The sequence below is a fragment of the Amycolatopsis sp. GM8 genome (assembly GCF_021653975.1).
Lineage (GTDB): Bacteria > Actinomycetota > Actinomycetes > Mycobacteriales > Pseudonocardiaceae > Amycolatopsis_E.
In genome coordinates this window covers 318,628-336,384 of the sequence record NZ_JAJKFK010000007.1, presented here as the reverse complement: position 1 = coordinate 336,384, position 17,757 = coordinate 318,628, and the positions used below count along the sequence as shown (strand labels likewise).

Sequence of the window (17,757 nt, the reverse complement as noted above, 5' to 3'; positions counted from 1 at the left end):
TACTCTCCTCTGCCCACCGTGGTCACCGGCGATTATGCCAAACGACCGCTTACCGTGCCTAGCAGCACCCTATTTACGGCTCATTTCGGCCGCCGGGACGGTTCGAGTCCACTGTGGATTTCATTCTGAACCCGGCACGGCCAATACGCGGGAAAAACGCGGCAACTGTCGGCCGCGCGAAGAATTAGCGGTGAGACAACGGTATTGCCGGGGTCGAACTGATCACTGTGGACGGTGCTGCCGCGCGTCAGCGGGCGTCGTGTGCGGCCGGTGCGTACCAGGCCAGTGCCGCGTGCAGTTCCTGTATCTCGCGGGTGCGGCGGCGCCGGGGCCGCTCGTGCCCGACCGGATACACCCGGAGCCCGCCGTGATAGGGCTCGAACACCGAGCCGCCCATCGGTTCCGGCACCGGCCGTCCGTCGGCGAGCCAGACCACCAGCCACGGCCGCGTCCGCTCGTCCACGATCCGCACCCGGGCCACGTCGGACCACGGCAGTTCGTGGAACCGGTCGCCGCGCCGTACGCCCAGCGCGCGCGTGCCGATGTCCAGTGACACCTGCTGGCGGCCGGCCCGGATCAGCAGCCGGACGCCGTTCACCACGAGCATCACCAGCAGGACGAACGCGGCCAGCCGGATCAGTCCCCACGCTCCGGCCGCCGGGTCGGAGATCCGGCCCGCCACGGCCGCGCCGAGCAGGCACGCGCCACCCCAGGCCAGCGCGGCCGTCCGGGATGTGTGGAAGCGGGCGCCCGCCGCCCGTTCGACCGGCGGCGAATAGAGATCGGCCAACTGGGTGTACTGGTGGGTGGGCGCCTGGCGCTGTTCGACCAGTGTGCGCACCGCTTCGGGCAGCCAGTCGCTGGCCGATGGCCGTCCGCCGAGGCGTTCGAGCAGTTGAGCGGGTGTGGGCCGGTCCGCCGGGTCGCGGCGCAGGCAGGCGGCCACCAATTCGCGCAGGCTCTCCGGCAGGTCGGCCAGGTCCGGTTCGTTGTGCAGCGCGCGGTAGAGCAGGGCGCCGGTGTCGCCCTCGCCGAACGGGCCGTGGCCGGTGGCGGCGTAGGTCAGCACGGCGCCGAGCGCGAACACGTCCGCGGCCGGGCTGACGGGCGCCCCGGAGATTTGTTCGGGGGACAGGAAACCCGGGGTTCCCATGAGCATTCCGGTGGCGGTCAGTGCGGTGCCCTCGGCGGCCCGCGCGATGCCGAAGTCGATCACCCGCGGCCCGTCGGCGGCGAGCAACACGTTGCCGGGCTTGAGATCCCGGTGCACCAGACCCGCCGCCCGCACCGCGGCGAGCGCCTCGGCCAGACCCGCCGCCAGTCGGCACACAGCGGGTTCGGGCAGCGGCCCGTGCGCGACGACGGCCTCGCGCAATGTCGGTCCGGGCACGTACTCGGTGGCCAGCCAGGGCGGCGTCGCGTCCGCGTCGGCGTCCACCACCGCGGCCGTCCAGAACCCGCCCACGCGCCGGGCGAGGTCCACCTCGCGGCGGAACCGTTCGCGAAAGCCGGGATCCTCGGCCAGATCGCCGCGAATCACCTTGACCGCCACCAGCCTGCCGCCTCTGGACCGGCCCAGATACACCGTGCCCATCGCCCCGCGGCCGAGGTGGCCGATCAGCTGGTAGTCCCCGGCCGTCCGTGGTTCCTCGGCCTGCAACGTCCGCACCAGTCCTCCAGATGGCTAGGCTGACCGGCCCAGCTTAGCTACTCGATCCTGGAAAACGGTGGGGTCTGGTCTTGACACGAGGGCTGTCGTGCGGGTCGCATTCCACCGAGCTAGCCAGCGCAGCTTGATCACCAGACCGACTGGTCGCCGTGTCAACTGCACTACGCTGACGGTATCCCTCTTCGCCGAGAGTGGAAGGTCGCACCGTGCACAACCAGCCTCAGCTGGAGCCTGCCGAAATCGGGCAGCGCGTCCGCATCATCCGCCGTCGACGCGGCATGAGCCTCGACACCGCGGCAGGACTGGCCGGCATTTCGAAGTCATACCTGTCAATGCTGGAGAACGGCGAACGCCGATTCGAACGCCGCGGACTACTCGAAGACCTTGCCAACGCGCTCGGCTGCTCCATCGTCGATCTCACCGGCCAGCCCTATCTACCCGGCGACCAGGTCAGTGCTGAAGCCCTGTCCACGCTGCCACCGATCTCGGTTGCCCTGTTCGACGCCACCTTGGATGACGTTCCCGACCAGCCCGCCCGATCGGTCGATGACCTGGCGAACCTGGCACGCAAGGCGAACGAGTACTCGGCGAACTCTCGCTATTCGCTCGCCGGACGCGACCTCGGGGCACTGCTCACCGAACTGCATATTCATGCCGTGGCCGGCGATGGCGACACCCGCCGATCGGCCCTCATCGCGCTCGTCGAGGCGTGCTTTGTCGCTGCCGGTAATGCCCGCACCTTGGGCAACTACGACCTCGCCGTCCTCGCCGCGAAGCGTGGGCAGGAAGCCGCACAGCGCCTTGACGGCCTGGCACTGCCTGCTTTCGCCGCGATGACTGTGACAACAGCCCTCAGCCGGATGGGTGCCCGTCACCGCGCCCAACGGGTAGCTGCCGAGGCACTCGCCACCGTTGAGCATGCTGACCCGAACGCGGACGACACGGCACCCGCTGAAGCTGCGGGCATGCTGCACCTGTCCTCGGCGCAGATGGCCGCGAAGGATCACAACGCCGACTTGGCAGCCGATCATCTGGCGATGGCTGCGGAGATCGCCGAGCACACGGGGGAACGAAACGCGCTGCAGTTCACCTTCGGACCGGCGAACGTTCGCGCCTGGTCACTGTCGATCGCGGTGGAGCTTGGCGAGGGTCCTGTCCGTGCCGAGCAGATCACTGCCATCTCCGGCTTCGACGCGGCCTTGACCACAGCCGATCGGCGGGCCGCGTTGCATTTTGACCTTGCTCGCGCTTATGCGCAGGCGGACGGCACACGTGATGGGGACGCGGTGCGTCACCTCGACGTTGCCGATCGGATCGCGCCTCAACGCATCCGCCACGACCCGGTTGCCCGTGAGCTTGTCGCCGAACTTGATACGCGTGTCAAGCGTCGCGCGTGGGAACTCGACAGCCTGAAACGTCGGCTCGCCGTGGGTTCACAGATTGTGAACGACTAGCCACGGGCCACACGTAGCGTCACCACTGCAAAGCGAGAGGTGACGTCGTTGAGGAGCCAACCAGGCGGCCGCTTCCCTGCAGCACGTTGACCTTGAATCCGCGAGAAAGGAAATCGTCTGATGACGACCGTCGAATCCGACCGGTTCGCCGGCGATCCGCTGGTTTCGGACAGTGCGCAGTTCCCGCTGTCGCGCGGCTCCCTTCCCACTGTGGCGGAGGAGCGGCCCTCAAGGACGGGGATTCGTCCATGGGGCCTGCGCAGGATGGCCCCGGTCACTTTCCACGGCAAGCCCCAGCAGGCCGGCACCTACGACCATGGCCGGCAGGTGCAGGTCGACGAGGAGGGCCGTCCGCTGATCGAGATGGGGCCGCCGACCGCGCCGACCACGGGCAGCACGGACGGTTCCGACGGGGATCCGTCCGAGGACTACGTCAACGACTGATCGATATGTCGGTACTCATCTTGGCTGAAGAACGGGACTCGAGCGCTGACGCGATGGTGCCGGCACTCGAAAGCCGCGGAGTCGACGTGCACCGGCTGAGTACCGAGTGGTTTCCCACGGAGCTGAGCCTGTCCGCTCGGCTGTGTGGGGGCCGCTGGACCGGTCACTTGCGTACCGAACATCGGACATTCGATCTTGAGGAGATCCAGTCGGTCTGGTATCGCTCGCCGAAGGCATACCGCTTCCCTGACGGCCTGAACACGGTCGAGCGTGAGCACGCGAAGGTTGAGGCCAAGTACGGGCTGGGTGGGGTGTTGATGTCTCTTCCCGTGCTGTGGGTCAACCATCCGGCCAGGCTGGCTGACTCCGCCTACAAGCCGGCGCAGCTTGTTGCGGCCGCGCGTTGTGGCCTGAACGTGCCAGCCACTCTGATCACGAATGATCCCTGGGCGATGCGTGACTTCGCGTCCGAGGGCAGGTCGGTGACGAAGATGTTGGGCGCAGTCTCGATCGTGGAGGGAGGTGTGCGGAAGTTCGCGTACACGCATCTCCTGGACGACGCCGATCTCGCCGACCTGCGCGGTATCGAGCACACGGCGCACCAGTTTCAGCGGTGGGCCCCCAAGAAACACGAGGCACGCATGATTGTCATCGGTGGCGATGTCACGACTGCGGCCATCCACGCGGGTAGCTCAGCCGCCTACATCGACTGGCGCACCGACTACGACCGGCTCACGTATGAACTGGTAGAACCACCGGCCGAGGTACTCGAAGGTGTGCGCCGGCTGATGGCAGAGATGAGCCTGGTCTATGGCGCACTCGATTTCGTCATCGGCCCCGATGACTCCTGGACGTTCTTGGAGGTCAACGCTGGCGGGCAGTACGGCTGGATCGAGGACGCGACCGGTGCCCCGCTCACCGATCAGCTGGCCGACCTCCTGATGAAAGGCATTCAGTGACTGCCACCGATCTGGACTGGACCAGCCGTGCCCGTGGTCTTGCCGATCTGCTGCGAGACCACGGCGACATCCGCTCACCCCGATGGCATGCGGCGGTTGCCGAGGTTCCGCGGCACGTGTTCGTGCCCTGCGTCTATGAGCAGGACGGCACTGGGGCGTGGGTCGGGTGGGAGACCAGCGGGAAATTGGACCGCGTCTACGCGCCGCAAACTCTGGTCACTGTCTTGGAAGACCGTGGCGGCTATCGGGAACCAGTGTCGTCGAGTACGAATCCAGAGCTCATGGTGCGGATGCTGGAAACCCTCGACATTCGCGACGGTCACCGTGTCCTGGAGATCGGCACGGGCACCGGATACAACGCTGGCTTGCTGTCGCACCGGCTCGGCGACGGCCGGGTGTTCTCCGTCGATGTTGATGCCGGACTCGTCGAACTCGCCCGGGAGCGCCTGGCCAGAGTGGGTTACCGGCCGGCGCTTGCCGCCGTTGACGGGGAGCAGGGGCTGCCTGAACACGCGCCCTACGATCGGATCATCGCGACCTGCTCGGTTCCCGTCATCCCGGACGCCTGGGTGAAACAACTCACCCGTGGTGGCGGTCTTCTCGCCGATCTCAAGCTGGCCATCAGCGCTGGGAACCTCGTCCACCTCCACACCGCCAGCGGCGGCGGGTTGGAGGGCCGATTCGTGGCTCGGCAGGCGTCGTTCATGGCTATGCGGCATCACCGCGACGACCCGATACCCCTCACCGGTAGCGACGTCGAGCCTGAACGGTTCCGTTCCACCGAGGCACCAGTCCCGCCGTGGAGTCAGCCCGTCGTCTGGTTCCTCGCCCAACTCTCGGGCCTTCCCCGTGGCATCGTGTTCGGCACATTGCTCGACCCGGAGACTCGCCAACCCACCACCGCCACGCTGACTGCTCCTGACGGTTCGTGGGCCCGAGCCAGTTTCACCGACCGCAGGGTGGCTGAGAGGGGCGAGGTGGCACTGTGGGAACCGGTCGAACGTGCCCATGCGCGCTGGGTCGAGGCTGGCCGACCCGCCTGGGACCGACTGGGCCTTACCGTCGGGCCCGATGGGGACCAGTGGGTTTGGATTGACGAGCCCGGCGGCCAGTATCGATGGAAGCTCCCGACCGGTAGGGGCTGACAGCGCGTCGAGAGTGCTTCAGCTGCCTTGATGCCGCGCCGCGACCAGGATCGGTCCGCCGGGGACGGTGGGGAAACGCTGGACGTCGGACAGGCCGGCGGAGGTGAGTGTGGCCGCCATCCGGTCGGTGTCGAAGGTGTTGCCGCCGTTGCGCAGGGCCGTCCACCGGCTGACGGCGATCTGCAGCGGGTCGGCCGATGTGGCGTTGGTGCCGATGACCAGCCAACCGCCGGGCACGAGGGCGTCCACCACACGGGGCAGGGCCTTGGTCAGGCTCGTCTCGGACAGGAACGGCGCGGGCAGCCAGACCAGTTCGTACGTGCCGCGCTCGTCCAGGTCCGCGACATCCTGCAGCCGCACGGACACCCGGGACGCCACGTCGGAAGCGGCGGCGATCTCCCGGCGAGCGAGGTCGAGCACGTGCTCGAGGACGTCGATTCCGGTCACTTCGACCTGCGGCAGGTTCCGGGCGAGTGCCACGGCGAGCGCGCCGACGCCGGTGCCGACGTCGAGGATCCGGCTGCCGGGAACGGCCAGGCGGTCGGTCAATCCGGCCAGCTCGGGCACGATCCGGGTGGCCAGCGCGGCGCCGGTGCCCGCCGACGCGCGGCCCTGGTTCAGCACGACCTCGTCGCTGTGACCGGACCACCCGTCCGCCACACCGGCCTCCCCGGCCGCGGCCGCGACGGCCTGCCGCAGTGAACTGAGCTTCGCCGCGGCGGAGTTTTCGGCTTGTGGCCCCGAAAACGCGACGAGTGCCGGATGGGGCACGAGGTCGTCGCCGTCACGCTGGAGCAGTCCCGCGGCTTCCAGCACGGCGGTCCGTTCGGGCGCGGAATTGAGCACATCGGACAGGGGTGTCCTGGCCGCTTCGGTCTGGGTGGCGATCAGCGCGGCCAGTGCCCACGCCGTCTGTTCCAATGCGGTCGCCGGATCCAGTGCGGCGGGCTGCTGCTGTGCCATCGGGCCCCCAAATCGTTGGTGTAGCGCCCAATGTACGCAGCTTATCCGGCCGGGAGCCCCAGGCGGCGTCCTTCGAGGTCTGAGCGCAGGGTGTCGAGGGTCTGGGCGAGGGCCGCCAGCTCATCAGTGGTGACGGCGCCGCCGAGAATTTCCTGGATCGCTGCCTGCCAGGCGGGTTCTGCCCGGGACAGGACCGACTGGCCCGTGCGGGTCAGCGCGAGCAGGGACGAGCGCCGGTTCGCCGGATTCGGGTGGCGCCGCATCCAGCCCTGCTTCTCCAGGCGGTCAACGATCTTACTGGTTGTTCCGACGCCGATCGCGAAGGCGGAGGCGAGGTCCGCGACGCGGGTGTCCGGGTGGTCGCGAACGTAGCGCAGCAGTTCGAAGTGCCCGGCTCCGACGCCGGCCTCCGCCTTCACGCGCTCGGCGACCGCGTTGTAGAGCCGCGTCTCCACGCGGACGAGGTCGGTGAAGACCGTGTCGAAGGCAACAGGACCTTCCATCGAAGTATCTGCCACGGCATATACTGTAATCGCAGCAACCCGGGAACGGAAGGAAAGATGATGTCGACCGTCCAGCGTGAACGCCTTGACGCGCAGCTGCGCGGCACCGGTGCGGAGTCGGAACAGTCCGTCGGCGAGCTACGGGACAACTTCGCGAAGATGATGACCGCGCTGCCCGTACCCGACGGCATCCGCGTGCGGGAGACGTCGCTGGGCGGACGCCCCGCACTGCGGATCGACCCCGCCGCCGCGGCCGGTTCTGGAACCCTGCTCTACCTTCACGGCGGGTCGCATGTGGTCGGCTCACCCCGCACGGCGCTCGGCGTCACCGCGGGCCTGGTGGTCAGAGCCGGGATTCCCGGCATCTCCCTGGACTACCGGCTGGCGCCGGAACACCCGTTCCCGGCCGACGTCGAGGATGTGGTCGCGGCCTACCGGGAGCTCCTCGATCAGGGGCACCCACCCGAGTCCATCGCCTTTGCCGGGGACTCCGCCGGCGGCGGGCTGACGATCGCGGGCGCGCTCGCGGCGCGCGACGCGGGGCTCCCGATGCCGGCGGCGATCGTCGCGTTCTCGCCGGGCGTGGACGCGACGCGAACCGGCGAGAGCATGACGACCAAGGCGGACGCCGATCCCTTGCTCGACCGCGCGTCCCTCGACCGCATGAGCGGCTTCTACATCGTCGATCAAGACCGCCGGGACCCACTGCTCAGCCCGGCGGTGACCGCAGACCTCACCGGCCTGCCGCCCATGCTGGTGCAGGTAGGTACGAACGAGATGCTCCTGGACGACGCCCGCCGGCTCGCTGTGCGCGCGTCGGACGCGGAGGTCGACGTCGTCCTCGACATCACCGCGAAGGTGCCGCACGTGTTCCAGTCCTTCGTCGGCGTACTCGACGAGGCCGGCGAGGCGCTCGACCGGGCCGCGCTCTTCCTGCGCCAGCGCGTCCGCCCCTGACCGGGAGGGTGCTCAGGAGGGAACACTCACGGCATCTCGCGCAGCTGCCTCTCCGGTCCGCTTCGCTCGCCTGCGGCGGAGGACGAGAACCACGACGATCGCGAGTATCACGAGGAGCAGCAGCGCCAAAACCCATGACACGACCCAGGAATGCGTCGTGTCTGCGACGGCGGGCAGCGGTGCGATCGAGCCCGACGCGTCGGTGAGCAGCGGTGTGAGGGTCACGGTCCCGGCCAGTTCCATCGCGGGCACCACGCCGTGCGCGGGCACCGAGACCCGCCACGTCTCGCCCGGCAGGAGCTGGGGCGAGTCGGCGATCGGGTCGGTGGCGACGCGCCAGCTGCCGAACGCGCCGGACACCGTCGCCGACTGACGGGCGGCGACCAAGGCGTTGCCGGAATTGCGGATCGTGTAAGTGAGAGTGGCGTCGCCCGAGCCGAACGGCGAGCCCGAATAGGCCACGTCCATGCCCTCGACCGACAGGCGCGGCGCCAGCTCACCGCCGACGCGCAACTGGATCCGGATGCCGACCCGCCGCTCCACATCGCCCTGCAGCACGGAAGTGACGATGCCGCCCAGATGGTCACCGGGCGCGGCATCGCCGGGCACGGCGACAGTGAACGGCACGGTCGCGGACTGTCCGGGTTGGACGGTCACGCGGTCCTGGCCGGGGCGCACCCAGACACCCACCCCGGTCGGCTTCGCGTCCCTGGCGACGAGGTCGAGCTGGCCCTGGCCGGTGGTGAACGCGTCCGCGCTGTACACGGCCAGGTCGAGCGGTGTCGTGCCGTTGTTCGTGACCACCAGGCCGTCGTCGAGGTGATCGCCGGGATCCACCGTATAGGTGTAGTTGTCGCGATCGGAGCCGAAGTCGTTGGCGGCCGTGCTCACCGTCCACGGCACGTTGTCCTGGGCGCCGGCAACGGCTCCCGTGCTGGCGAAACCGGCAATGGCGAACAGGACGAGCAGAACGGCGCGCATCGGCAGATCCTCGGAAAGTCTGGAATGGACGGTGGGGTGGGCGCCCCGAAGGACGCCCACCCCGGTCGGGAAAACGCGCTCAGCTCAGCGCGGTGGCGGTGGCGTGCCCGCCACCCTTGCCCGGCTGCAGCACCCAGCAGGGCTCACCCGGGAAGGGCCCGTGACCGTGCCCGTGACCGTGGTCGCGGTACGGGTAGATGACCACCTTGTCCACAGTGGACCCGACCGGTTGCGCCGGGGAGGCGCCGCTGTCCGGGCCACACCACGAAACCTTGCCCAGCTCCACCGCGGCGTTCGGCGCGGCGCAGGTGCCGCTGCGGAGGTTCTGCACGACCAGCTTGTCGTCGTGCACCTGGACCTTCACGTAGGTGCGGACATGCTCCTGGTTCTCCACCGAGTTGGCCCAGTGGTTGTCCGGGTTGAGCGGGTCCGGCCCGTAGTTCGGGTCCTGCGTGACGTCCGGGTCCGTCAGGTCGTAGTACTTCGACCCCGACGCGGAGTTCGCCGTCACGTAGATGACCCCGCCCGGACCCTGCGCCACCTGGGTGGCACCGGGCTGCTCGTCCGGGTTCGCCTTCTGCCCGTTCTTGATCTCGTAGCTGCGGGAATAGCTGTGGTCGTGGCCCTGCAGGACCAGGTCCACCCCGAGGTTCGAGAACGCGGTCGGGAAGTCCTGACGGCGCAGCTGGTTGTCGCCGTCGTTCGCGTGGTCGGCCGGCGAGTAGATCGAGTGGTGGTACACGAGGACCGTGTACTTGGCCTTGTCGCCGTGCTTCTTGACGACGTCGCTCACGTAGTCGATGTGCGCCTCGTCCGCGCCGCTGGCGTAGGCGTTGCTGTTCAGGTCGATGAACAGCACATCCTTGTAGGTGAACCAGTAGTCACCGCCGGACCGGGTGGCCGGGTCGCCGTTGTAGAACGGCGCGGACCGGTCGGTGTTCGGGGTCCACAGGTGCTGCTCGTAGGCCTTGCCACCGACGTCGTGGTTGCCGATGGTGGCGGCCCACGGGTACTGGCGCAGCTTGTCGGGAGCCAGGAACGCGTCCCACTGCGTCTCGGTGTTCGCGGTCTCGACCTGGTCGCCACCGGAGACCAGCAGTTCCGCGTCCGGGTTCGCGGCCAGGCTGACGTTCAGCGTGTCCAGCCAGCCCGCGCCGTCCTTCGCCACGTTGCCGGACGAGCCGATCTGCGGGTCGCCGAAGAACAGGAAATCGAAGTCGCCCTTGAAGTCCTGCGTCTTGAAGGTGTACGTCGGGGACCAGCTGCCGCCGGAGCCGACGCGGTAGGAGTAGCTGGTGTTCTGGCGGAGGCCGTCGAGCGTGGTGTGGCCGTTGTAGCCGCCGTTGACGGTGTTCGCGGCAACTGTCGCCGGGAACGTCTGCGCGTTGCGCGGGAACTTGCCGTGGTCGACCTTGGAGGTCGGCGCCAGCTGCACGACCTGGGCCGCGTCGGTCGAGGTGTACCAGCTCACCACACGCTGGGACTCCTTCGCACCGACACCGAGGACGATCCCGGACAGCGTCGCGGATTCGTCGGCGCCCGCGGCGGCCAGCGGGCCGCTGCCGAACGCCACCGCGAGGCCCAGAACCGCCACGGTGGCACCGCGAGCGATGGATCTGGAGTACTTCATCGGATTCATGTCCGTTTCAGGTCAGAAGGGTGGGAAGACCGAATGAGAGCGTTTCGTCTTTTCGTGTGGATCAGGTGAACACGGACGGGCTGTCTGGTTTCGGAGGTACTAAGAACTCGCGGAGTCACAGCGCGAAAACCCGCTCCACGAACCACGTCAGGCCCATCACCGAGACACCGGCCGCGATCGCTCCGCTGGACCAGCGCGGCGCGGCCGGGGAACTGCGCCGCACCAGCATGAGCAGCGGGAACACGACCGCGATGATCGCCAGCTGCACGACCTCGATGCCCACGTTGAACACGAGCAGCGACCACAGGAGCGTCCACGACCACGCTGTGTCGATGCCCAGGGCCGACGCGAAGCCGAGTCCGTGTGCGAGGCCGAAGCAGAACACGACGCCGAGCCGGATCCAGCCCGCGCGGTCCAGGCTGAAATGCCCTTCCGTCTCGAGCTCCATGCCGTGGCCCTTGCCCCGCCACAGTTGCCAGAGCGGCCAGGCCGCGACGATCGCGATCGACAGCGCGATCAGCGGCTCGACGATCGACGCGGGCACGTGCACGAGGCCGAGCGCGGCGAGGATGAACGTCACCGAGTGCGCGAGCGTGAACGTCGTCGCCGCGAGCACGATCTCGCGCAGCCGCCGGGAACCCGCGATGAGCGCGAGCAGGAACAGGATGTGGTCGAGCCCGGTGAGCAGGTGTTCCGCGCCGAGCCGGAAGAACTCCCAGAACCGTTCCGTCCAGGGCTGCTGTGTGGAGAACGACGGTTTCGACGCGTCGAGCGCGGCGCTGCCGGAGGTCAGGTCCAGGTCGTAGGTGACGATCGTCTTGGTGTCGCGGACGTAGCTCTCGGTGTCCGGGAACAGCGCGCTGTGCACCTCGTGCGATTCCGCGGCCGGGCACTGGTAATCCAGCACCAGCCGGGCGTACGGCACGCCCTCGCGCTGTTCGATCCCGAAGCCGCCGTCCTGCGTCGGCGTGCAGGCGGCATCCGGTGTGGTGACGCGGAAGCGCTCGCTCACGTACTTCATGACCGACGCGGCGTGGGCGTCGAGCGCGGCCGCCTGCTTCGCCGGATCCTGGTCCGAGAATGCCGCGGTGCCTTGCCGGAACAGCGGATCGTCCTTCTCGTAGTCCGCGGCCGAGACGACCAGCAGGTCGTATTCGAGGCCCAGTTCGGTGCGCACGTGTCCGGTCTCGGGGGCGGTGACGTTCGCGTAGACGGTGGACGAGAAGCCGTGCGCCAGGGCGGGTGCGGCGCCCAGCAGGACGGCCAGTGCGGCGCCGGTGAGGACCACGAGCGCGCGGGAGACGGACGACATGCACCGCAGACTGCTGGGGTCAGGCGAACGAAGGGAAGATCACAGGCGAACGGTGGGCAACCGGACTCCGACGGAGATAAGCCGCGCATCGGAAACCGCCGACGATCGGGTAGGAAGGAGGCGACCCGCCCGTCACCCCTGGAGGATGATCCGCTTGCGCTCGCGACTTCGAGCCGCCGCCGCGCTGGCCGCGATCGCCCTGCTGGCAGGCGGATGTGGCGGCGCCGACGACTGGTCCGCCCCGCGCGGCGAGCCCCGTGTGATCGGCACGCTCGCCCCCGGGTTCGTCACCGCCGCGCCCACTCCGGAGGCGACGATCACGCCGAGTCCCGGTTCGTGGGACGGCGTCCGCCCGTCACCGGGTTACCGCGTGGTGCTGCTGACCAAGGGTGACGACGCCCAGACCAGGACGCTGGTGAACGCGGTGACGGACTGGGCGGGGCAGGAGCAGGTCAGCCTCAAGACGGTCACGGCCACCGGGCACGACCAGATCATCCCGAGTATCACCCAGGCCATCGACCTGCGACCCGACCTGATCATCAGTGCCGGTAACGACCTCGTCGACGCGCTGGCGCTGGTCACGGCCAACCATCTGGACCGGCAGTTCCTCGTGATCGGCGCCGAACTGGCCGAGCCGACGGTGAACGTGACGGCCGCGGACTGGACCGGTGCGGCCTTCCGCGGCGAGGGATTGGGCATGTCCTCGGCCTACGATCCGGCCTCGTTCACCCCCGAGCGGTCGGCGGCCGCGGTCCGCGCCGGGGTCGCCAGCGTGCTGACCGGGCACACCGGGATCGTGGTCTGGCTGCCCTAGATCGACCGTTTGGGGAGCGTGGCGGCGGCTTGTTACATATGCTCTGGTTCTTGTCACAAGAACTGGGGGGCGATCGACGGTGCTCGCGGGACTGGTGTCGCAGGCGGCGGCTGAGGCTTACGAGCGACTGCGCGCGGCCGGAGAGATCCAGGCCGGTGCCGGGCCGGGACAGTTCGATGTGGACAGTCCCGCCGGACGGGAACTGGAAGAGGCCGGCCTGCTGTCCTTCGCCGGGGCCGGTGACCAGCGGCTCGTACGCGTCGTGCATCCCGCGATCGCCCTGCGGCGGCTACTCGACCGGCAGCATCGGCACCTGTCGGAACTACAGGCGGGCCTGTCCGATTCGTGGGAGCGGTTCGCCGCATTGGTGGCGCCGACCGCCGGGCTGGCCGAGGGCGCATTGGAGGGCGAGGACGTCCGTGCCGTGCGCGATCCGGCCGAGATGGCCCGGCTGGCGGCCGGCCTCTACCGGTCGCCGCGCCGCCTGCTCCGCGCCACCTTCAATGCCCGGTCCGGGCACCGGCCGACCACCGAGGGCCTCCTGCTCCCGCCGCCGGACGCGATCGCGGCGGGCGTGGAGTTCCGGATGCTCTACGACGCCGAACACGTGACCGGCGAATGGGGTTCCTACAGCGTCGAGCAGTCGGTGCTGGCCGGGGAGCAGGCCCGGATCCGCCAGTCCGTCCCGGTGAAGATGATGCACGTCGACGACAGCGTCGCCCTGGTCACCATCGACCGCACGGGCGCCAGGGGCGCGCTGCACATCCAGTCGCCGGCGCTGTTGCGGCTGCTCGCCGACTGGTTCGACGTGCTGTGGCAGGCGCCGGACACGACGGTGATCGGCGAGGCGGCACCGGCCGAGCTCACCGCCACCCGGCACAAGGTGCTCAGCCTGCTCGCGGCCGGGCTCACCGACGAGACGATCGCCCGCCAGACCGGCACCGCCGTCCGGACCATTCGCCGCCACGTCGGCGCGATCATGGAGATCCTGCAGGTGGACAGCCGGTTCGCGGCCGGGGTCGCGGCGGTGAAACGGGGCTGGCTGTAGGTGGCCAGAACCGGACATTGGCCGAAAAAGCACTCGTTCCCGCCCAGTCGGACCTGCAAAGGTGCCCTGACGGACGAAACGGGCGCGAGGGGCACGGGTATGGGCAGCGGCTTCACGGTGGATCTCAGTGGCCTGGCGGCCGCGGGGAAGGCGTTGACCGAGGGGGGAGCCGACGCCGCCGGGAACGCCGGTTCGGTGCACGCGTGCCGGACGAACATCGAGTTCACCGACGGCTGCACCCTCGACGAGCTGCTCCAGGGCGCAGCGGCGCAGCTTCCGTTGCGCAAGCTGGAGACCACCATCGCCACGCTGGCCGATTCGGTGGAGCGCCGTCAGAAGCACCTCGCCGACGAGCTCGACTACGCGGGCACGGCGCTGCTGAACATCAGGACGATGTACGCCCGTGCCGACGGACAGGACGACTGAACGGGCATGGGCAACTACGAGGAGTACCAGCAACAGCTGTTCGCCGAGTTCCTGCGGCTGTGCGACGTCATCGACCAGTGCGCCCGGATCCTCACCCAGCAGTCGCCGCCGCCGGTCATCCCGGGGCTGGGGGGTGCCGCCGCGGAGAACACCGAGGAATACGTCCGGAACCTGTCGATCGACGCGGCGAAGAAGAAGGACGTCGTCTGGGAGACCTACACGCTCCTGGGACAACTCCACGGGTACGGCAGTAACGTGCCCGAGGCGATCGTGCAGGCGCGCGCCAAGCTGGCCACGGTGGTCGTGCACGTGGACGACGTGCTGGGCAAGTTCGACACCGCCGATCAGGGTCTGTCCGATTGGGAGGGTGCGGGCGCGCTCGGCGTCAAGGCGCGGCTGTCGGACCTGAAGACCTTTGTGGGCAACCAAACCACGTATGTCGCTTATCTGGACGGCGTGCTCGAAGAGTACGAAAAGCTCGTGCGCACCGGTGAGGCGAACGCCGAGGAACTGGCGAAGAACATCACCACGGCGTTGACCGACGCCAAGGAGAACAGGCGGACCGCCAAGGTCGAATTCGTGCTCAAGATGTTCGACGGGGTCACCGGCACGGCCGAGGCGGTGCACTCGAAGGACCCGCTCGCGGTGATCAACGGCCTGCGGGCCATCGTCGGCGCCATCCAGGAACGGCAGAAGGTCATGGAGGCCACCGATCCCGAGCGGATCATGGACGTGTTCCGGCCGCTGGTGCGGGAAGCACGGGACAACCTCGCCGCGGCGGGGGACCGGCTCGCGAACCACTTCACCGACCTGCTCGAGGACATGGCGAAGGAGAACACCAAGGCGTTCTTCAAGGACGCGAAGCTGAACCTCGACATCCTGAGCCCCGGCTTCAAATCCGCCGAATTCCGGCTCAAGGACGCGGCCGACTGGGACGACTTCGCCCGCGCCGTCGACAAGCTGCCGAAGACCGGCGGCCCGGAAACCCAGCCGCTCGGCCCGATCGCGAAGCGGCTGGAGGCGGACCGGGCGGCCTGACCGCCGGTCGTCGCGCCGCCTGGGGGTCGGCACGATCCGCGCGTTTCACCGATCGGCGGTGAGATACCCGGTGATCATCGCGACCAGCTCGTTCTCCAGCCGGACGACGTCGATCGAGCCGGGCGCGGCGATGAGCTGGTGCACGCTCAGCTCCACAGTGGACACGACGAGCCGGGCGGCGGTGTCCTTGTCGTGCACCCGGGCGTCCGGATGCCGGTCGAGCAGGTCCCGCAGCTGACCGATCATCGCCCACTCCTGCCGGGTGATCCGCCCGAGTAGCTCGTCGGAGCGGGGCGCCTGCTCGATGAAGATCCGGAGCAGCTCCGGGTCGCCGAGATGGTTGTCGATCACCGTGTGCACGAACAGGCGGATGACGTCTTCGAGCGACTCCGGCAGGTCTTCGCGCCGGCGGAGCGTGTCGGTGGCCTTGTCGGCGTCGAGGTGGCGGGTCAGCAGTTCGGCCAGGATCGCGTCCTTGTTCGGGTAGTACTGGTACAGCGAGCCGATCGAGATCCGGGCCCGTTCGGCGATCCGGTTGGTGGTGCCCGCCGCGTACCCGTGCTCGGCGAAAACGTGAGCAGCGGCGGTGAGGATGCGCTGCCGGGTGAGCTCCGCGCGGACCTGGCGTGGCTGTTTACGTGGCTGAAGCCGGCGGGTCTCCGACGTCATGGCACCCCCTGTGCACCGGCGCGAAAGCGAGTAGCGCGCAAACCGAATGATTGCTCATCTGTGCCGTTCGTTACCAATCCGACGGCAGCCACGGCGGAACAGGGTGTCTACGAGCAGGTCGGCTGCGGACCGTGTCCGCCTACTTTCGGTCGGATTGGTAACTGTGCCATGACCAGCAGCAATGTGGCGATCCGTCCGCGCCGGGTCGCGCCGGGCGAGGTCCGCGCCCGGCTCGGCGAGCCCGACGCCATGATCAAGAAGAAGAAGCTCGGCCACATCGACCGGCACTCCCGCCGGTTCATCGCGCACGCCCCGTTCCTGGCGATGGCCACGTGCGACGCGACCGGGTTCCCCGACTGCACACCGCGCGGCGACTATCCGGGGTTCGTGAAGGTGCTCGACGAGCGCACGCTCGCGATCCCCGACCGGCCCGGCAACAAGCTCGCCGACTCGTTCCGCAACCTCGCCGAGAACGACGGGATCGGCCTGATGTTCATGATCCCCGGCGTGCGGGAAGTGTTGCGTGTCAACGGTCACGCCTATCCGACCGACGAACCCGAGGTGCTCGCCCGGATGCGCACCGAGGCCAAGGAGGCCGAACTGGCGATCGTGGTCGACGTGGTGGAGGCGTTCTTCCACTGTGGACGCGCGCTCATCCGGTCCCGGCTTTGGGATCCCGCGAGCCAGGCGCTGGCCGAAGAGATCCCGTCGGCGGGCGAGGTCGCCGCCGAGCAGATGGGCGTCGACGTCGACCCGAAGGTGCTCGAAAACATGCTCGAAGCCGGCTACCGGCAACTGTACTGAGGTGGTTTCCCTATGCAGCAGACGGTTCTCGACCGGGTGGACCAGGTCGCGGAAGACGTCGTGTCCCTCGTCCTTCGTGGCGCCGACGGCCCGCTGGCACCCTGGGCGCCGGGCGCGCACGTCGATCTGGCGTTGCCCAACTGGCTGACCCGGCAGTACTCGCTGTGCGGCAACCCGGCCGATCACGACAGCTACCGCGTCGCCGTCCGCCACGACAGGCTCAGCCGCGGTGGTTCGGAGTACATCCACCTGTTCCTGCGTACCGGTCACACCCTGGACGTTTCGGTGCCACGGAACAACTTCCCGCTGCTGCCCGCGCCGGAGTACCTGTTCTTGGCGGGCGGGATCGGCATCACCCCCATCGTGCCGATGCTGGCCGCCGCGGTCGAGGCGGGAGCCGTTGTGACGTTGGTGTACACGGGAAAATCGGTCGCCACCATGCCTTTTGCCGACGAACTCCGTTCCCGCTACGGCGATCGCGTGCGGATCTTCGCCACCGGGAAGCAGGGCAGGCCGGACTTTTCGGTGTTGGCGGCAGCGCTGAACCCGCACGCACTCGTCTACTGCTGCGGTCCCGCGTCGATGCTCGACGCGGCCGAGGCGGTCTTTCCGGCCGGGCGGCTGCACGTCGAGCGTTTCCGCCCGACGGTCAAGGAGTTCGCGCCCGCCAAGCCGTTCGAGGTGGACTGTGTCCGATCAGGACAGACGGTGCACGTCGGCCCGGAAGAGTCGATGCTGGACGCATTGAACCACGCCGGACTTCGCGTACCGTTCGGGTGCCGCGAAGGGGTTTGCGGCAGCTGTGAGCTCCTCGTCACCGATGGCGAAGTCGAGCACCGCGACGATCTTGGCGCGGCGCCCGGTCGCATGTATTGTTGTGTTTCCCGAGCCCTGTCCTCCCGCCTCGTCGTGGACCTCTGACCGAAAACGAG

18 protein-coding genes are annotated in these 17,757 nt (G+C 68.6%); 11 read left to right on the top strand and 7 right to left on the bottom strand.

The window, feature by feature from the left end; translation table 11 throughout:
• Window positions 1–247 precede the first annotated feature (247 nt).
• Window positions 248–1,669, bottom strand: coding sequence for a serine/threonine-protein kinase (locus tag LOZ83_RS30395; RefSeq protein ID WP_236795170.1), 1,422 nt, complete (start codon window positions 1,667–1,669; stop codon window positions 248–250).
• Between the two features lie 206 nt (window positions 1,670–1,875).
• Here LOZ83_RS30395 and LOZ83_RS30390 point away from each other — a divergent pair, with 206 nt between their 5' ends.
• From LOZ83_RS30390 to LOZ83_RS30375, 4 genes are all read left to right on the top strand, one after another.
• Window positions 1,876–3,123 carry a helix-turn-helix transcriptional regulator gene (locus LOZ83_RS30390; protein ID WP_236795168.1) on the top strand — a complete coding sequence of 416 codons (1,248 nt, stop codon included), beginning with the start codon at window positions 1,876–1,878 and terminating at the stop codon, window positions 3,121–3,123.
• Window positions 3,124–3,243: 120 nt separating this feature from the next.
• Window positions 3,244–3,567, top strand: coding sequence for a putative ATP-grasp-modified RiPP (gene tgmA, locus LOZ83_RS30385; RefSeq protein WP_236795167.1), 324 nt, complete (start codon window positions 3,244–3,246; stop codon window positions 3,565–3,567).
• 5 nt (window positions 3,568–3,572) lie between these two features.
• Complete coding sequence (tgmB, locus tag LOZ83_RS30380) at window positions 3,573–4,526, top strand: ATP-grasp ribosomal peptide maturase (RefSeq protein ID WP_236795166.1); 954 nt, start codon at window positions 3,573–3,575, stop codon at window positions 4,524–4,526.
• Window positions 4,523–5,671: a methyltransferase domain-containing protein gene (locus tag LOZ83_RS30375; protein WP_236795165.1), complete on the top strand. Its 1,149-nt coding sequence runs from the start codon at window positions 4,523–4,525 to the stop codon at window positions 5,669–5,671. The genes tgmB and LOZ83_RS30375 overlap by 4 nt, the downstream gene beginning before the upstream one ends.
• Window positions 5,672–5,689: 18 nt before the next feature.
• On the opposite strand, the gene LOZ83_RS30370 is transcribed toward LOZ83_RS30375, so the two are convergent.
• Together LOZ83_RS30370 and LOZ83_RS30365 are read right to left on the bottom strand one after the other, a co-directional pair.
• Window positions 5,690–6,634, bottom strand: coding sequence for a cyclopropane-fatty-acyl-phospholipid synthase family protein (locus LOZ83_RS30370; protein WP_236795164.1), 945 nt, complete (start codon window positions 6,632–6,634; stop codon window positions 5,690–5,692).
• Window positions 6,635–6,675: 41 nt separating this feature from the next.
• Window positions 6,676–7,152, bottom strand: coding sequence for a MarR family winged helix-turn-helix transcriptional regulator (locus LOZ83_RS30365; RefSeq protein WP_236795163.1), 477 nt, complete (start codon window positions 7,150–7,152; stop codon window positions 6,676–6,678).
• Window positions 7,153–7,197: 45 nt separating this feature from the next.
• Here LOZ83_RS30365 and LOZ83_RS30360 point away from each other — a divergent pair, with 45 nt between their 5' ends.
• The gene (locus tag LOZ83_RS30360) at window positions 7,198–8,094 is read left to right on the top strand and encodes an alpha/beta hydrolase (protein WP_236795162.1); all 897 of its coding nucleotides are present in this window, start codon (window positions 7,198–7,200) and stop codon (window positions 8,092–8,094) included.
• 12 nt (window positions 8,095–8,106) lie between these two features.
• Here the strand turns inward: LOZ83_RS30360 and LOZ83_RS30355 are convergent, their stop codons facing one another.
• The 3 genes from LOZ83_RS30355 to LOZ83_RS30345 all read right to left on the bottom strand — a co-directional run bounded on the left by LOZ83_RS30355 (window position 8,107) and on the right by LOZ83_RS30345 (window position 12,026).
• Window positions 8,107–9,075 carry a WxL protein peptidoglycan domain-containing protein gene (locus LOZ83_RS30355; RefSeq protein WP_236795161.1) on the bottom strand — a complete coding sequence of 323 codons (969 nt, stop codon included), beginning with the start codon at window positions 9,073–9,075 and terminating at the stop codon, window positions 8,107–8,109.
• Between the two features lie 79 nt (window positions 9,076–9,154).
• Entirely contained in the window at window positions 9,155–10,669 is a 1,515-nt protein-coding gene (locus LOZ83_RS30350) for a metallophosphoesterase family protein (protein WP_236795160.1), read from the bottom strand.
• 160 nt (window positions 10,670–10,829) lie between these two features.
• Window positions 10,830–12,026 (bottom strand): HupE/UreJ family protein, encoded by a 1,197-nt coding sequence (locus tag LOZ83_RS30345; protein ID WP_236795159.1) that lies wholly within the window; start codon window positions 12,024–12,026, stop codon window positions 10,830–10,832.
• A 154-nt stretch (window positions 12,027–12,180) separates the two neighbouring features.
• Between LOZ83_RS30345 and LOZ83_RS30340 the strand changes: the two genes are divergently transcribed.
• The 4 genes from LOZ83_RS30340 to LOZ83_RS30325 all read left to right on the top strand — a co-directional run bounded on the left by LOZ83_RS30340 (window position 12,181) and on the right by LOZ83_RS30325 (window position 15,352).
• Window positions 12,181–12,840 carry a hypothetical protein gene (locus LOZ83_RS30340; RefSeq protein ID WP_236795158.1) on the top strand — a complete coding sequence of 220 codons (660 nt, stop codon included), beginning with the start codon at window positions 12,181–12,183 and terminating at the stop codon, window positions 12,838–12,840.
• 79 nt (window positions 12,841–12,919) lie between these two features.
• Entirely contained in the window at window positions 12,920–13,888 is a 969-nt protein-coding gene (locus LOZ83_RS40585) for a helix-turn-helix transcriptional regulator (protein ID WP_236795157.1), read from the top strand.
• A gap of 99 nt (window positions 13,889–13,987) precedes the next feature.
• A complete protein-coding gene (locus LOZ83_RS30330) occupies window positions 13,988–14,314 on the top strand; it encodes a hypothetical protein (RefSeq protein WP_236795156.1) in 327 nt (108 codons plus the stop codon).
• A 6-nt stretch (window positions 14,315–14,320) separates the two neighbouring features.
• Window positions 14,321–15,352, top strand: coding sequence for a hypothetical protein (locus LOZ83_RS30325; RefSeq protein ID WP_236795155.1), 1,032 nt, complete (start codon window positions 14,321–14,323; stop codon window positions 15,350–15,352).
• A gap of 45 nt (window positions 15,353–15,397) precedes the next feature.
• Here the strand turns inward: LOZ83_RS30325 and LOZ83_RS30320 are convergent, their stop codons facing one another.
• Window positions 15,398–16,021: a TetR/AcrR family transcriptional regulator gene (locus LOZ83_RS30320; RefSeq protein ID WP_236795154.1), complete on the bottom strand. Its 624-nt coding sequence runs from the start codon at window positions 16,019–16,021 to the stop codon at window positions 15,398–15,400.
• A 168-nt stretch (window positions 16,022–16,189) separates the two neighbouring features.
• Between LOZ83_RS30320 and LOZ83_RS30315 the strand changes: the two genes are divergently transcribed.
• The gene (locus LOZ83_RS30315) at window positions 16,190–16,825 is read left to right on the top strand and encodes an MSMEG_1061 family FMN-dependent PPOX-type flavoprotein (RefSeq protein WP_236795153.1); all 636 of its coding nucleotides are present in this window, start codon (window positions 16,190–16,192) and stop codon (window positions 16,823–16,825) included.
• 12 nt (window positions 16,826–16,837) lie between these two features.
• Window positions 16,838–17,746, top strand: a complete 909-nt coding sequence (locus LOZ83_RS30310; RefSeq protein ID WP_236795152.1) for a PDR/VanB family oxidoreductase — start codon at window positions 16,838–16,840, stop codon at window positions 17,744–17,746.
• Window positions 17,747–17,757: the final 11 nt, after the last annotated feature.

Bases quoted from the DNA above. Each gene is read 5' to 3' on its own strand.
- LOZ83_RS30330 (WP_236795156.1), top strand. From the start codon at position 13,988: ATGGGCAGCGGCTTCACGGTGGATCTCAGTGGCCTGGCGGCCGCGGGG.
- LOZ83_RS30370 (WP_236795164.1), bottom strand. From the start codon at position 6,634: ATGGCACAGCAGCAGCCCGCCGCACTGGATCCGGCGACCGCATTGGAA.
- LOZ83_RS30315 (WP_236795153.1), top strand. From the start codon at position 16,190: ATGACCAGCAGCAATGTGGCGATCCGTCCGCGCCGGGTCGCGCCGGGC.
- LOZ83_RS30345 (WP_236795159.1), bottom strand. From the start codon at position 12,026: ATGTCGTCCGTCTCCCGCGCGCTCGTGGTCCTCACCGGCGCCGCACTG.
- tgmB (WP_236795166.1), top strand. From the start codon at position 3,573: ATGTCGGTACTCATCTTGGCTGAAGAACGGGACTCGAGCGCTGACGCG.
- LOZ83_RS30320 (WP_236795154.1), bottom strand. From the start codon at position 16,021: ATGACGTCGGAGACCCGCCGGCTTCAGCCACGTAAACAGCCACGCCAG.
- LOZ83_RS30325 (WP_236795155.1), top strand. From the start codon at position 14,321: ATGGGCAACTACGAGGAGTACCAGCAACAGCTGTTCGCCGAGTTCCTG.
- tgmA (WP_236795167.1), top strand. From the start codon at position 3,244: ATGACGACCGTCGAATCCGACCGGTTCGCCGGCGATCCGCTGGTTTCG.
- LOZ83_RS30360 (WP_236795162.1), top strand. From the start codon at position 7,198: ATGTCGACCGTCCAGCGTGAACGCCTTGACGCGCAGCTGCGCGGCACC.
- LOZ83_RS30310 (WP_236795152.1), top strand. From the start codon at position 16,838: ATGCAGCAGACGGTTCTCGACCGGGTGGACCAGGTCGCGGAAGACGTC.
- LOZ83_RS30355 (WP_236795161.1), bottom strand. From the start codon at position 9,075: ATGCGCGCCGTTCTGCTCGTCCTGTTCGCCATTGCCGGTTTCGCCAGC.